Origin of the sequence: Arsukibacterium sp. (genome assembly GCF_018402695.1) — a bacterium.
Lineage (GTDB): Bacteria > Pseudomonadota > Gammaproteobacteria > Enterobacterales > Alteromonadaceae > Alishewanella.
Genome location: NZ_JAGYIM010000025.1, coordinates 31755 through 46035, shown reverse-complemented (window position 1 = coordinate 46035; position 14281 = coordinate 31755). Strand labels below are relative to the sequence as shown.

12 protein-coding genes are annotated in these 14281 nt (G+C 50.6%); 10 read left to right on the top strand and 2 right to left on the bottom strand.

Features of this window, described 5'->3' with window-relative positions; translation table 11 throughout:
• Nucleotides 1-6: 6 nt before the first annotated feature.
• From KG631_RS18185 to KG631_RS18150, 8 genes are all read left to right on the top strand, one after another.
• On the top strand, nucleotides 7-489 hold the full coding sequence (locus KG631_RS18185; protein WP_214001076.1) for a tyrosine-protein phosphatase: 483 nt from the start codon (nucleotides 7-9) through the stop codon (nucleotides 487-489).
• Between the two features lie 133 nt (nucleotides 490-622).
• Nucleotides 623-1579: a magnesium/cobalt transporter CorA gene (gene corA / locus KG631_RS18180; protein WP_214001075.1), complete on the top strand. Its 957-nt coding sequence runs from the start codon at nucleotides 623-625 to the stop codon at nucleotides 1577-1579.
• Between the two features lie 109 nt (nucleotides 1580-1688).
• Complete coding sequence (locus KG631_RS18175) at nucleotides 1689-3008, top strand: amidohydrolase (RefSeq protein WP_214001074.1); 1320 nt, start codon at nucleotides 1689-1691, stop codon at nucleotides 3006-3008.
• Complete coding sequence (locus tag KG631_RS18170; protein ID WP_214001073.1) at nucleotides 3005-3577, top strand: DNA-3-methyladenine glycosylase I; 573 nt, start codon at nucleotides 3005-3007, stop codon at nucleotides 3575-3577. The genes KG631_RS18175 and KG631_RS18170 overlap by 4 nt, the downstream gene beginning before the upstream one ends.
• 61 nt (nucleotides 3578-3638) lie before the next feature.
• Nucleotides 3639-4061, top strand: coding sequence for an arsenate reductase ArsC (locus tag KG631_RS18165; RefSeq protein WP_214001072.1), 423 nt, complete (start codon nucleotides 3639-3641; stop codon nucleotides 4059-4061).
• Nucleotides 4058-4396 carry a metalloregulator ArsR/SmtB family transcription factor gene (locus KG631_RS18160; RefSeq protein WP_214001071.1) on the top strand — a complete coding sequence of 113 codons (339 nt, stop codon included), beginning with the start codon at nucleotides 4058-4060 and terminating at the stop codon, nucleotides 4394-4396. The genes KG631_RS18165 and KG631_RS18160 overlap by 4 nt, the downstream gene beginning before the upstream one ends.
• Nucleotides 4397-4616: 220 nt before the next feature.
• A complete protein-coding gene (locus KG631_RS18155; RefSeq protein WP_301003996.1) occupies nucleotides 4617-5519 on the top strand; it encodes an SDR family oxidoreductase in 903 nt (300 codons plus the stop codon).
• Nucleotides 5516-6358 (top strand): hypothetical protein, encoded by an 843-nt coding sequence (locus tag KG631_RS18150; RefSeq protein WP_214001070.1) that lies wholly within the window; start codon nucleotides 5516-5518, stop codon nucleotides 6356-6358. The genes KG631_RS18155 and KG631_RS18150 overlap by 4 nt, the downstream gene beginning before the upstream one ends.
• Before the next feature lie 21 nt (nucleotides 6359-6379).
• Here KG631_RS18150 and phoR read toward each other — a convergent pair whose 3' ends face one another.
• Both phoR and phoB read right to left on the bottom strand, forming a co-directional pair.
• On the bottom strand, nucleotides 6380-7723 hold the full coding sequence (gene phoR / locus KG631_RS18145) for a phosphate regulon sensor histidine kinase PhoR (protein ID WP_214001069.1): 1344 nt from the start codon (nucleotides 7721-7723) through the stop codon (nucleotides 6380-6382).
• A 5-nt stretch (nucleotides 7724-7728) separates the two neighbouring features.
• A complete protein-coding gene (gene phoB, locus KG631_RS18140; protein WP_214001068.1) occupies nucleotides 7729-8415 on the bottom strand; it encodes a phosphate regulon transcriptional regulator PhoB in 687 nt (228 codons plus the stop codon).
• 368 nt (nucleotides 8416-8783) lie between these two features.
• On the opposite strand from phoB, the gene KG631_RS18135 reads away from it, so the two are divergent.
• A complete protein-coding gene (locus tag KG631_RS18135; protein ID WP_214001067.1) occupies nucleotides 8784-11468 on the top strand; it encodes a hypothetical protein in 2685 nt (894 codons plus the stop codon).
• A gap of 121 nt (nucleotides 11469-11589) precedes the next feature.
• Nucleotides 11590-14250, top strand: a complete 2661-nt coding sequence (locus tag KG631_RS18130) for a TonB-dependent receptor (protein WP_214001066.1) — start codon at nucleotides 11590-11592, stop codon at nucleotides 14248-14250.
• Nucleotides 14251-14281 lie beyond the last annotated feature (31 nt).

Below are 14281 nucleotides of genomic sequence, written 5' to 3'. Positions count from 1 at the left end.
GATATGATGACTCACCCATTTGATATGTTAAACCTGACCACAGGCAAGCTTATTTTCACGCCCTGTCCCGGCACTAAGGGCACCGATGTGGCTAATTCGATAGCACAGTTAAAAACCGCTGGCGCAGCGGCCGTTATTACCCTGATGCCCGACACTGAACTTAGCCAGAATAATGCTGAAAATGTCGGTGCTATTTGTGAAGAGTTTGGTCTGCAATGGTTCCAGCTGCCCATCGCCGATGACTGCGCCCCTGCTGCACTTTTTGAGCAGGGATATGCTAACCATAAAGCAGCAATATTGTCGTTGTTACAAGCGGATAACACTGTAGCGATTCATTGTAAAGGTGGCTCAGGCCGCACCGGTTTAATGGCGGCAATATTAATGGCTGAACTGGGCTATAGTAAAGCCGATGCCACCGCCGAGGTACAAAGCCTGCGGCCCAAAGCGCTTTGCCATCCGGTGCATCAGGCCTATTTTGCCGCGTTATAAGGTGATGCACTAAAGCCAAACAGTAGCCTGCCGATTCGCTGTGTTAAACTGTACTTTAACCTGATTTAAACCAGCAACTATAAAAACTGTCGCAAACACAGGTCTTTATAGCTAAGCACTTTGTGGAGACGCTATGATCCGCTTATTTACAATTGACCAGAGCATTATCCGCGAGATCCCGGTAGCTGGGGCCACTGATGATCTGGAGCTGATGCGCACCGCGCATTGGATAGATGCGCATGAGCCTACTGAGCCGGAGCGGGAACTGCTAAGTACCCTGCTCAGCGTTGAGCTGCCCGAGTCAGATGATGTGGAAGAAATTGAAGCGTCCGCCCGTTGTTTTGTTGATCAGGCGGGCATTCATGTTCATTCGCTGTTTCTGGCGCCGCAGGAAGGGCGCCACGTTACGGTTACTGTTGCCTGTATTTTGCAAAATGAGCGTCTTATTACTATTCGTGAAGACGACATTGCTGATTTCCGGCTGCTGCGGTTACGGGCGCGGCGTGGCCAGGTAAGCTGCTCTGATCCGGCCGGGCTGCTGGTCACTATTCTCGAGCAAAAAGTAGAAAACCATGCCGATACCGTGGAAGATTTACACCGCCAGCTGGAAGAAGTCAGTCATCTGGTGCTGGAAGAAAAAGACTCAGAGCTTTATCAGGCCATCAGCAAAATGGCGCGGCTGGAAGACAGCAATGGAAAAATCCGCTTGTGTTTAATGGATACCCAACGCGATATATCTTTTTTGCTGCGTAACCTGAAAGGCCGGCCCGCTCACGAAGAAACTCTGCGCGAAATTATGCGCGACGTTGAAACCCTGATGTCCCACACCACCTTTTTGTTCGATAAAATCAACTTTCTGATGGACTCAACCCAGGGCTTTATTAATATCCGCCAAAACCAGATTATTAAAACCTTCTCAATTGCGGCCGTGGTATTTCTGCCGCCTACCCTGGTGGCCAGTGCCTATGGCATGAACTTCAGCCATATGCCTGAATTGGAGTGGCTGCTGGGTTATCCATGGGCCCTGGGGTTGATGCTCCTTTCTGGCTTTGCGCCTTACTGGTTTTTTAAACGCAAAGGCTGGTTATAATAAGCGGTGTGGAGCAGCCGGTTTAAAATAGCCTGGTTATAACAGCTTGGCTTTTTGGCAGACAGCGCTTAAGGTAAGAGTACTTGTTGGCCACTGTTCTGGAACTCCTATGCGCCTGTCACTGCTAAGCCTTGCTGTATTACCTTTTTTATATGCGCCACTGGCCGTCGCCGAAGAGCGGCCTGAGCTGGCAAAGTCGATACAGAGCGTAATGCCCAAGGTCATTGACTGGCGGCGCGATATTCACCAGCACCCGGAGCTGTCGAACCGTGAAGTGCGCACCGCCGCTAAGGTTGCAGCGCATTTAGAAAAACTGGGCCTTGAAGTACGTACCGGCATTGCTCATACCGGTGTGGTTGGCATTTTAAAGGGGGCTAAACCCGGGCCCGTGGTGGCGTTGCGGGCCGATATGGATGCGTTGCCGGTAACCGAGCAAACCGGCTTACCCTTTGCGTCCAAAGTCGTTAGCGAGTTTAATGGCCAGCAAACCGGGGTAATGCATGCCTGTGGTCACGATGCCCATGTTGCGATGCTTATGGGTGCCGCCGAAGTGCTAAGCCTGCAACAAGCCGAGCTTGCCGGCACTATTATGTTTGTATTCCAACCTGCCGAAGAAGGCCCGCCAGCTGGCGAAGAAGGTGGCGCGAAAATGATGCTGGCCGAAGGTCTGTTTACCAACCCGACGCCCACCGCTATTTTTGGCCTGCATGTCTGGCCGGGTGAGCCTGGCCAGCTGCAGGTGAAAACCGAAGGCATTATGGCCGCTGCCGACAGCTTTCAGATAACGGTGAAAGGCAAGCAGGTGCATGGTTCCAGCCCCTGGCGCGGCATAGACCCGATAAACGTCACCGGTCAGCTGATTAATGCCATTAACCTTATTCCGGCGCGGCAGTTAGATGTGACCAAGGCTCCTGCAGTAGTATCATTTGGACAGGTACATGGTGGTATCCGCTGGAACATTATCCCGGATGACGTAAAACTAGAAGGCACCATCCGCACCTTCGACAGCGAGATGCGCGAAGATTTGATCGCGCGGATGGCCCATACCAGCGAACATATTGCCAAGGCCAGCGGTGCTGAGGCCGATTTTCATGTACATAATTTTGCGGCGGTAACCTGGAACGACCCGGCCCTGACCGACTGGGCCATGCCAAGCCTTACATGGGCAGCTGGCGACAACGGCGTGGCGCCAATCAAGCCGATTACCGGCGCGGAAGATTTCTCGTTTTATCAGCAGCAAATTCCAGGGGTATTTTTCTTTTTAGGCATTTCCCCGGATAACACCCCGCTTAGTGAGGTCCCCCCTAACCACTCACCGATGTTTGATGTCAATGAAGACGCTTTGATAACTGGCGTGCGGGCATTAACCGGCTTAGCGCTGGATTACCTGGCCGCACCGCCACAAGAGGTTGCACAGGAGGCAAAATGAGCAGTGACTTATGCCGTTGCCACTGGGTTGATTTAAGCAAACCCGATTACGTTGCCTACCATGATACTGAATGGGGCGTACCGGTGTATGACGATACTAAGCTGTTTGAGTTTTTAACCCTGGAAGCCGCCCAGGCGGGGCTAAGCTGGTATACAGTTTTAAAAAAGCGCGACAATTACCGTCAGGCTTTTGCTGATTTTGACCCGGTTAAAGTGGCCAGTTTTGATGAGGCCAAAGCCGCTGAATTACTGCAAAACCCGGGCATTATCCGTAACCGCTTAAAAGTAGCGGCCGCAATCAACAATGCCGCCCGCTTTCTGGAGGTGCAGGCCGAGTTTGGCAGCTTCAGCAACTATCAATGGCGTTTTGTCGATGGCAAACCTCAGCAGAACAGCATTGCCAGCCCGGCAGATTTTCGCGCCACCAGTCCGGAGTCAGATGCCTTTAGTAAAGATTTAAAGAAACGCGGCTTCAAGTTTGTCGGCTCTACTATTATTTACGCCCATATGCAGGCCTGCGGTATGGTTAATGATCATCATAACAACTGTTTTCGAAAAACTGCGCTGTAAAACTGATTGATATAAACCAATACGTATATATACTTTAGTGCATATGCATAGTGAGGTATATATGAAAAAGCCAACTGTCGTTTTTATTTGCACGGAAAATTCAGCCCGCTCGTTAATGGCTGAAGCTATCGCCAGACAGCGGTATAGTGATCGTTTTGAAGTATTCAGTGCCGGCACCGCACCGTCTGCGCCCGATAACAAAGCGCTGAAAGCCCTGCAAGACAATCATTTCAGTACAACTAACCTCAGTTCAAAGTCACTTAAAGAATTGACCGACATTGATATCGACTACGCCATTATCTTATGTAGTAAAGCCAATCAGGAGTGTGCAGAAGGGCTTGCCGCTAACCACGTACTAAGCTGGGACTTTCCCGACCCTAAAGTCGGCAATACTGATAAAACCTATGAAACCACCATCCATGAACTGGCTGAACGCCTGAATATGTTCGTACTACTTTACGATAAAGAGGTTAGGGTTAAGTGATTGATCCGGTCAATTTTTTTAAGTTACTGGCTGAACAACAGCGTTTGCAGCTAACCATGCTGATTATCAGGCAAGGCGAGCTGTGCGTTTGCGAGCTGACCGGGGCAACCGGGCTTATTCAGCCCACAGTATCCCGCCATCTGAACATTCTAAGGAAAGCCGGCTTATTGCTTGCTCGCCGGCAGGGACAGTGGGTGTTTTACCGGCTAAACCCACAGTTGCCAGACTGGATAACCCTTGTATTGCAACAAACGGCGCAAGCTAATGCGCCTCTGATAACGCCGCTATTGCATAATTTGCAGCAGATGCCTGAACGGCCAGGCCGCTGCAACTAAAAAGTATTGGTTCGATACGCAATCACTCTGCAAGTTTTACGTGACCAGGCGGTAAGATATTCACTCTCAGAGCTGTGCCCTGCCCTGGTTAGCTGCGATATGTTATTGCTGCCGGCCGCAAATTCAATAACCACGCGATTGATTACTGACTGCTCATTCTGGGCATAAAACCTGCTTCAGTTAAACACTATTGTCCCTGCCAACAGCCTGGAGGTGCTTAATGAACGCTCGTAATCAATACGCAATGCAAGACCCCCGCAAACAATACGCCACCGGCGATACCCATTATGACAAATCACAACCCGACCCGGGCCTTGATACCAAGCTCAGCCCGCAGGCCGACCATGGTGAAGACAGTTATCAGGGCAGCGGTCGCTTACAGGGCCGTAAAGCCCTGATCACCGGTGGCGACTCCGGCATTGGCCGCGCTGTAGCCATTGCTTTTGCCCGGGAGGGCGCTGATGTGGTAATTAGTTACCTGCCGAGCGAACAGCCTGATGCTGAAACCACCTTACAACAGCTAAAAAAAGCCGGGGTAAATGCCTATGGCGTACCGGGTGATATTGCTGATGAAGCTTTTTGTAAAGCGTTAGTGGCTCAGACCATCAGCAAGCTTGGCAGCATTGATATTCTGGTTAATAACGCCGGCAAGCAACAGTTTGTTGCTGACCTGGCAGATCTGAGCACAAAGCAATTTACCCAGACCTTTACCACCAATGTGTTTGCTATGTTCTGGCTTTGCAAAGCGGCGCTCACGCATATGCCAGCCGGAGCCAGTATTATCAATACCACCTCTATTCAGTCTTATCAGCCATCTGCTGGCCTGCTGGATTACGCTTCAACCAAAGGCGCTATCACCAGCTTTACTAAGGCACTGGCCAAAATGCTTATTGATAAAGGTATCCGGGTTAATGCCGTTGCGCCGGGCCCTATCTGGACGCCGTTGCAGCAAAGCGGTGGCCAGCCCCCGGAAAAGCTGGACAATTTTGGTAAACATGTGCCGCTGGGTCGCCCGGGCCAACCGGCCGAGCTGGCCCCGGCTTATGTCTATCTGGCGTCCCAGGAATCCAGCTATGTTACCGCTGAAGTTATCGGTGTAACAGGTGGGGAGCACTTACCTTGAGCTCCCCGTTAAAAGATACTGCCGCTGAGCCGGTCAGCTCGCCACTGGGCAAAATTAACCAGCATTTTCATCAATGCTATGCCAGGCGCAAACAGGATTTTAAAAATAAACTCAGCCAGGGCGAAGTATTACTGATTATCCGGATGGATAACAGGTTGGTCGCCAGCTGCGGCGATGACATTCAGGAGTTTACGGTAAATGGTGAAACCTATCATCAGTTAAAAGCGCTGGCCCATAGCACCCTGGCAGCCTATTACACGTTACTGCACTCAGCCCCGGAGTACGCAGTATCACTGCTAGCAAACTGGTTACCACAAATTAAAAGTGAGGCGGCGCCTGAACTGGCCAGCGCGATAGCTGCCATCATTCGCCAGCTGCTTGGCGATGCTCAGAAACACGGAACAATTAACCACTTGCAGATCCAGCGCTATGCTAACGCGCTGGAGCCGGTATTCGCGCAATTACTGGTTCTTAGCGCGGAAGATGAGGTTAAACAATTACATCGTCAGTTAACCTTGCTTACCAGCCGCTTTGATATTCCGACGTCAGATAGCTTTTTTATTGTTTTTGGCGGCCCACAAGCCCGCTCGCGCGAGTTAGCCAAACTGGTATTTACCAAATGGTGTGATGAGTCAGATGACCTGCTGGCGGATAGCCGCCACCATGTCCGCTATTTTGAAAATGCCACCACCATTGCCGATGCTATTGAGCTGGTCGCGACCCTGATGGCCGATCGGGAACTGGCGCAAACCTTCCTTGGCCGGGCCGAGGGCCTGGAGCAGGATGTACTGGGTAAGGCTGCTGAAAAAGTCATTGCGCGCTGCTGGCCCAGGCCGTAACGTAAGCCAGGCCGGTTACGGTTATTTAACTTTAAATTTGGCTTTTTTAAGCGGCGCGGTTTTATTATTACCCAGCACCAGCTCAGCCGGGAGGGTAAACGAAAAACTACTGCCGCGACCGGGTTCACTGAAAATCATCAGCTGGCTATTGTGGCGCGATAATACGTGTTTAACGATAGCCAAGCCCAGACCGGTGCCCCCGGTATTGCGGGCCCGCGCCTGGTCTACCCGGTAAAACCGTTCAGTTAACCGTTTCACATGATGCGGCGCTATGCCCTCGCCGGTATCATTTACCGCAAATATCGCCCGTTGATGCTGGCGCTGCCAGCTGACACTGATTTCGCCCCCGGCCGGGGTGTATTTGATAGCATTGGTCACCAGATTAGAAAAGGCACTGCGCAATTCTTCTGTAACCCCGGTTACTTTTAAATCAGCTTCAATATTAAAATTAATTTTGTGCTGTTTTTCGTGATTCAGCGCCTGGGCTTCCTGCTCCAAAGTCGCCAACATGGCCGGCACATCAACTTCATCGTCAAACTGCACCCGGGCCGAGGCTTCAATCCGCGACAAGGTCAGCAACTGCTGCACCAAACCATCCATCCGTTTGGTTTGCTCCAGCATCACCGTATGGGCTTTTTGCCACATGGCCGGCTCGGGCAAACGCTCGGAATCAATGACTTCCAGGTAGCCCTGCAGCACCGTTAACGGGGTGCGTAGCTCATGCGAAACATTGGCGACAAAATCTTTGCGAATTTGCTCCAGTTGTTTCAACTGGGTGATGTCCCGGATAATCAGCAAGTATTGCTCGCTGCCGTAAGGCATCATTTTGCATTCCAGCACCAAATTGCTACTGCCACTGGCGCTGATTTCCAGCGGCTGCTGAAACTGCTTTTGCTTTAAAAAGCTTTGAAATTCCGGATTACGTACCAGGTTGTCAATCCGCTGGCCCTCGTCACTGGGCCAGCGCAAGCCGACCAGCATCTGAGCCAGCTTATTACACCAGATAATAGTCCAGTCGCTGGTCAGCACCACAACCGCTTCAGGCAATGCTTCCGCACCGTCGCGGAAGCGTCGCACCAGGTTGCGCAGCTCTTTGCGCTTTTTCCGCTCACGTCGCTGCTGGTAATAAATACCATCGAATATCTGTTGCCAGAAACCTTTGCCTTCCGGCGGAGTTAACTTGCGATCATGCCAAAGCCATTTGGTGATTAAAAACAGGTGATGATAGTTAGATGCCAGCAAATAAAAGCTCAGCAGTAACATAAACAACATACTCTGGCCAAAAGGCCAGCCAACCAGCCCTGCCAGGGAATAAAAAAGGAAGACTTTACCGAAAATCTTCCCTTTAGAAAGCTGTGGCCGCATAAAACCTACTTAGCAGAAAAGCGATAGCCTGAGCCCCGCACAGTTTGTACCAGCTTATCATGCCCTGCGATAGAAATCGCTTTACGCAACCGACGAATATGGACATCGACGGTGCGGTCTTCGACATAAACATTGGTGCCCCAGACATGGTCCAGCAGCTGTTCACGGCTATAAACCCGCTCCTGGTGGGTCATAAAGAAATGCAGTAGCCGAAACTCAGTCGGGCCCATATCCAATGGCTGCTGCTGAGCCATGACCCGGTGTGCCACCGGATCAAGTTTCAGCCCTTGTACTTCAATTACTTCATCCAGACTGGTTGGCGAGACCCGGCGGATCACCGCTTTAATCCGGGCCATCAGTTCCTTCGGAGAGAATGGTTTAGTGACATAATCATCCGCGCCCACTTCCAGGCCGCGTACTTTGTCTTCTTCTTCACCGCGGGCGGTAATCATAATGATCGGAATATTGCGGGTCAGCTCGTGTTGTTTCATCTTTTTGGCAAACTGAATGCCACTGCCACCGGGGATCATCCAGTCCAGTAATACTAAATCCGGATAAGGCTCTATCAGCTGGTTGACTGCGCTGGGGAAATCTTCGGCAGTAATTGCCTGATAGCCATTTTGCTCCAATACAAAACACAACATATCGCGGATCGGGGCTTCATCTTCCACCACCAGGATCTTTCTTGCCATAAGGTTCACCACATTCTGTTAGCCGGTATTTTATCCGGACGGTTCTAACTGTCTCTGCCACCTAGTATTACTGCAGTTTATGACATTTTTATGAAAACACGAGGTTAATCTTTGTTCAGGCCGTAGCTGCCGTTCAATACAACATGTAAATAACAATTATCACAATATTAAAACCTCAGGCCACCCGCAATTGCATGACAGTAAAATGAATTTTTTTTGACAGCCAGACTGCCGCACCGCGGCCTGCCATCGCCCGCCGTCACTGTCACTCAAGCGTCGCATTACTGTAATAAAAGCGTCATTCGCCTGCTGTAGGGTGCCAGCAACTTGATTGGCAACACCTATAACAACTCAACGGAGAGATGGTAATGGCTTTACGCAAACTGTTAAAACTAAGCGCAATAGCGTCAGCATTAATACTGGCCGGCTGTGGTGGCGACTTGGTAGTTAATGCTGGTGGCAATGATAACGGCAACGGTGGTGGCGGCGGTGGTAACCCACCACCAGTTACGTCAGACTGTCCGTCGTTTGCGACTGAAGGTGACAGCCTGGCCGGTGTTGACCTGCCGGTTTGTGAAATCAGCGGTACCATTACCAGTGACACCCGACTGAGTAATGACATAGCCTGGTCGTTAAGCGGTAAAGTCACCGTCGGTAACGACAATGCTGACAGCGCTACCCTGACTATCGAGCCGGGTACCTTTGTTTATGGTAAAAGCGGTGCAGATTATCTGGTTATCGCCCGCGGCTCAAAAATCCAGGCAGTCGGCACGGTCGACGCGCCAATCGTAATGACCTCAGTTAATGACATGCTGGGCTTGTCAGACGATGAGTCCACCGCTGAATGGGGTGGCTTAGTATTATTGGGTAATGCGCCCAGCAATAAATGTGATCAGGCGGCTCTGGATAGCTGTGAAATTCAGGCAGAAGGCGAAGCCGGCCCATATGGCGGTGCCGATGAAGATGACGACAGCGGCGCGCTGCGCTATGTGCAAGTACGTTATGCCGGTTTTGAAGTTATTCCGGATAACGAATTAAACGGTATTACTTTTGCCGGTGTCGGCCGCGGTACAGAAGTAGAATATATTCAGGTGCACAACAACCTGGATGACGGTGTCGAATTTTTCGGCGGTACCGTTGATGCCAAATATGTGGTGTTAACCGGCAACCGTGATGACTCGTTAGACTGGGCTGATGGCTGGAGTGGCCGGATGCAGCACGTGCTGGTGCGCCATAATCCGAACGATACTAAAGGTAACCGTGGTATTGAAGCTGACAACCAGTCAGGTAACTTTACTGCTGAGCCGGTATCGAAGCCACGCATTGCCAACATGACCATTATCGGTAACAACTTCGATGGCGAAGATGACTCAGAAGGCGTATTACTGCGCGCTGGCACCGCTGGCGAGCTGTACAACTTTATTGTTACTGGCCCGGCAGGTATGGGTGAGTGTTTTGAAATTAACTCTGCTGAGTCAGTAACCAACGCCGGTAATGGCGAAATTATCTTCCGCAACTCTATCCTGGACTGCGCAGAGCCTACTAAAGACACTGAAGACGATGCAGGCAACGTTACCTTTGATGCTGAGGCCTGGTTCCTGGCGCAGCCTGGTAACCTGATTGGCGATGCCTTGTTAGGTGGTTATATCCCGGCACCAAACTCACCTGCGCTGGGCAACGGTTATAACGTCGCCAACAACGTTGACAGCTGGTTTGATAATGTTGATTACATCGGTGCCTTCGATGGCGAAGAAGACTGGACTGTCGGCTGGACAGTCGGCATTCACCCGGAAGATGACCTCGCCGCCTGCCCTACCGGCACCAGCGAAGTGAATAGTTTGTCTGGCCGTTTAAACTGCCAGTTAACCGGTGACATTACCGCTAACGTAACCCTGGCGGCCGGTGCAGATTATGTACTGGATGGACGGGTACGGATTGGGGTCGATAACACCACTGCCGCGACCTTAAGCATTGAGCCGGGCGTGCGGATATACGGCAAATCAGGTGCTGACTTCCTGGTTATTACCCGCGGTTCAAAAATTGAAGCCAACGGTACTGCTGCCAACCCTATCGTCATGACGTCAGTGCAGGACATTATCGGCTCACCAACGGCTGCCGGCCAATGGGGCGGTTTAGTATTGCTGGGTAACGCGCCAAGCAATAAATGCGACCAGGCTGACTTAGCCAGCTGTGAAATTCAGGCAGAAGGCGAAGCCGGCCCTTACGGTGGTGCAGATGCAGAAGATAACAGCGGTACCTTAAACTATGTCGTAGTGAAACATGCTGGTTTTGAAGTTATCCCGGATAACGAATTAAACGGTATCACCTTTGCTGGTGTCGGTTCAGGTACTCAGTGCTCAAATATCCAGGTTCACCAGAACGTAGATGACGGTATCGAAATGTTCGGCGGTAGCGTTAGTTGTAAAAACGTAGTGTTAACCGCCAATGGCGACGACTCAGTGGACTGGGCTGACGGCTGGAACGGTAAACTGCAGTTTGTGCTGGTTAAGCACGGTGCTGACGACTCTAAATCTAACCGTGGTATCGAGGCAGACAACCAGTCTGGTAACTTCACCGCTACCCCGGTATCAAACCCAACTATCGCTAACATGACCATTATTGGTAATAACTTCGATGGCGACGATGATTCAGAGGGTGTACTGCTGCGCGCGGGTACGAATGCCCAACTGGCCAACTTTGTTATCACCGGACCGGAGGGTATGGGTGAATGTTTAGAGTTTAATTCTGACGAAACCAAAGCCTTAGCGGCCAGCGGTGAGCTAACCATGACCCACTCTGTCATTGCCTGTAGCGAGCCGTTTGCTGGTGATGTTGGTGCCACTCTCAGCACAGAAGATTGGTTCTTAGGCCAGGAAAGCAACAGCGTAGCGGCTAACCAGGCTGCAGTTGTAGACGGTATCTTCACCATTGATGCCACCGTAGCCAAAGACATGTCAGCCGTTGACAGCTTCTTTGATGCAGTTGACTTCGTCGGTGCGGTTGAAGCCGGTAATGACTGGACAGCTGGCTGGACCGTTGGTTTAGAAGACTAACAGCAGCAAACACTGCCAGCTTAGCCTGGCAGTGTTTTTTTATTCCATCGCATTGAGCCTGCTCCTTAGTTAGTTCAGTGCAACACAGATGTAACAGTAAAAGCTGATAGGACAAGTTCAGATGAGCAGCATGCAAAAGTTTAATTTCAGTCGTGTTGGCCGCAGTGTCTTGCTGGCCCTTAGCACGGCAACCGCCCTGGTTTCGCTGAGTGCAGTCGCTCAGGAAACACCAGCGGCAGCAACCCAAAATGAAGAAGACGTTGAACGTATTTCTGTATCCGGCCGTCTGATGAGCTCTGCTGCCTCAGCTGCAGCAGAACGTCGCGAGCAACCCTATGTCGCGGAAGTGCTTGGCATGGAGCAAATTTCCCGGGCTGGTGACAGTAACGCTGCAGCAGCCTTGCGCCGGGTTACCGGTTTAACCCTGGTAAAAGACAAGTTTATTTATGTTCGTGGTTTGGGCGAGCGTTACTCCAGTACCTTACTGAATGGTGCCATGGTGCCAAGCCCGGATCCGACCCGTAACGTTATTCCGCTGGACATGTTTCCGGCCGGTATTATTGAAAGTTTAGTAGTACAAAAAGCCTACTCACCAGAGCTGCCAGCGGCTTTTGGTGGCGGTAATGTTAATATCCGCACGACTGCTATCCCCCTGCAAACCAGTTTTAACCTGTCGATAGGTACCGGTTATAACAGTCTGAACAGTGACGACGGTTTTGAGTATGCCGGTGGCGGTGATGACTGGCGCGGCAAAGACGATGGTCAGCGCAGCATGTCAGCAGAACTGGCCAGCGCCCAACAGCAGTATGGTATTTTAACGCCGATTAATATCGCTGAAGCGTTAGGTGGCATTACGGCCCCTAACCTGGCGCAGGCGGAGACTATAGTACGCGAACTGGGCACAGCGTTTAACCGTGATATCGATATCAGCTCAACCTCCGTAAAACCTGATTTCGACGCCAGTGCCTCTTTTGGTAGTCGTTTTGATCTGGCCAAAAATGTGGTTTTCGGCGTGATGACTGGCCTCAGCTATGACCGCTCAACCCAGAATATCGAAGAGCGCGAGCGCTATTATTCAGTATCAGGTGACAACCTGGTGCCACTGAACCGCTATGACGATATTAAAGGCACCGAACATCAGGTGAAATTATCGGGCATGCTGAACTTCGGTTTAGAGCTGGGTATCGACCACCGGTTGGAAACCTCGACCATTTATCTGAGCGACACCAAAGACGAAATTAAGATTAAAAACGGCGACAGTATCGAAACCATTAACGAAACTAACCGTTCTAATACCGATACCAGTATCTTGTATGAAGAGCGCACCATGCTGAGCAATCAGCTACGGGGTAAGCACAACTTTCCGTACTTGATGGATTTAGCAGTAGACTGGCAATACACCGATGCCAAGGCACGGCGCAACGCGCCAGGTGAAATTGAGTATCGTTATCTGAACGAAACCCAGGATGATGGCTCGGTATTTTCGTTCCTGCGTCGCAATCAGAATGCCGTAAACTACAGCTTCAGTGATATGAAAGATAACACTGAAAACCTCAGCTGGAACGCCAAGTTACCGCTGACCCTGGGCAAAGCAGAGATGACCTTCAGTGGTGGTTACAGCTATTTTGAACGCAGCCGTAATGCCCAGACCGATCGCTTTAACTTTGATACGGTAGGTTACAGTCTTGAACAACTGTCAGGCAGCTTTTCAGAGATTTTCTCTGACAGCAATATTTTAAACCCGGCGAACCGCTTTAAAATTTCTAACGTCACCACCCAGGCCGACGATTACCTGGCTGCGCAAATGATTGATGCCGGCTACGGTGCCGTGGAAATTAACTACGATTATCTGTTGCGGTTAAACATTGGCGTGCGTTATGAAGACTTCAAGCAGATTTCATTGCCACTCACTGCTGATGGCCAAGTCAGTGGCAACGTAACTGATTCCGTGCTATTGGAAGACGGTTTTTACCCGGCGTTGTCACTAACCTGGTTTGTTAATGATGACCTGCAGGCCCGCTTTGGTTACAGTAAAACGGTGGTGCGCCCCGACTTACGCGAAGTAACTCCGGTATTGTACGTTGACCCGTTAACCGACTTTAAAGTAACCGGTTTTGCCGGCCTGAAAAGCACCGACATCAGCAGCTTTGATGCCCGCTTAGAATGGTATTACGACAGCAGTAATTACAGCCTTGGTCTGTTCTATAAAGATCTGGAAAACCCGATTGAAGCCATTGAATTGTCGGGCTCTGACGGTAACTTGCTGATGTCATTCCGTAATGCTCAAAGTGGCAAGGTGTATGGTGCGGAAGCAGAATTCCTGCAGCAGCTGGACATGTTTAGCGGTGAGTTTGGTAAACTTGCCAATAACTTCTTTGTGGCAGGTAACCTGACCGTCAGCGAGTCTGAAATTAGCATTCAGCCGTTCCCGGGTGCTGATTTAACTAACCTGACGCGGGGCTTAAGTGGCCATTCCAAGTATGTCACTAACCTGCAGCTTGGTTTTGACTCTGACGACAATAAACACAACGCTACGCTTACCTATAACGTTTTTGGTAAGCGGATTGCGTTTGCTGGCGTAAATGATAAAGACGATGCATTTGAGCAGCCATTTCACTCCCTGGATTTCACCTACGGCTATACGCCGCTGGAGAACATGACAGTAAAAGTAGGCCTGAAAAACTTACTGGATGAAGAAGTGGAAATATTGCAGCAGGGCGAAATTCTGCAACAGCGCACTGAAGGCCAGAGCTACAGCTTAAGCTTTTCTTACAAGTACTAAGCCAGCAACTGGCTATAGTGCAAAAACAAAA

Bases quoted from the DNA above. Each gene is read 5' to 3' on its own strand.
- KG631_RS18185 (WP_214001076.1), top strand. From the start codon at position 7: ATGACTCACCCATTTGATATGTTAAACCTGACCACAGGCAAGCTTATT.
- corA (WP_214001075.1), top strand. From the start codon at position 623: ATGATCCGCTTATTTACAATTGACCAGAGCATTATCCGCGAGATCCCG.
- KG631_RS18175 (WP_214001074.1), top strand. From the start codon at position 1,689: ATGCGCCTGTCACTGCTAAGCCTTGCTGTATTACCTTTTTTATATGCG.
- KG631_RS18170 (WP_214001073.1), top strand. From the start codon at position 3,005: ATGAGCAGTGACTTATGCCGTTGCCACTGGGTTGATTTAAGCAAACCC.
- KG631_RS18165 (WP_214001072.1), top strand. From the start codon at position 3,639: ATGAAAAAGCCAACTGTCGTTTTTATTTGCACGGAAAATTCAGCCCGC.
- KG631_RS18155 (WP_301003996.1), top strand. From the start codon at position 4,617: ATGAACGCTCGTAATCAATACGCAATGCAAGACCCCCGCAAACAATAC.
- phoR (WP_214001069.1), bottom strand. From the start codon at position 7,723: ATGCGGCCACAGCTTTCTAAAGGGAAGATTTTCGGTAAAGTCTTCCTT.
- phoB (WP_214001068.1), bottom strand. From the start codon at position 8,415: ATGGCAAGAAAGATCCTGGTGGTGGAAGATGAAGCCCCGATCCGCGAT.
- KG631_RS18135 (WP_214001067.1), top strand. From the start codon at position 8,784: ATGGCTTTACGCAAACTGTTAAAACTAAGCGCAATAGCGTCAGCATTA.
- KG631_RS18130 (WP_214001066.1), top strand. From the start codon at position 11,590: ATGAGCAGCATGCAAAAGTTTAATTTCAGTCGTGTTGGCCGCAGTGTC.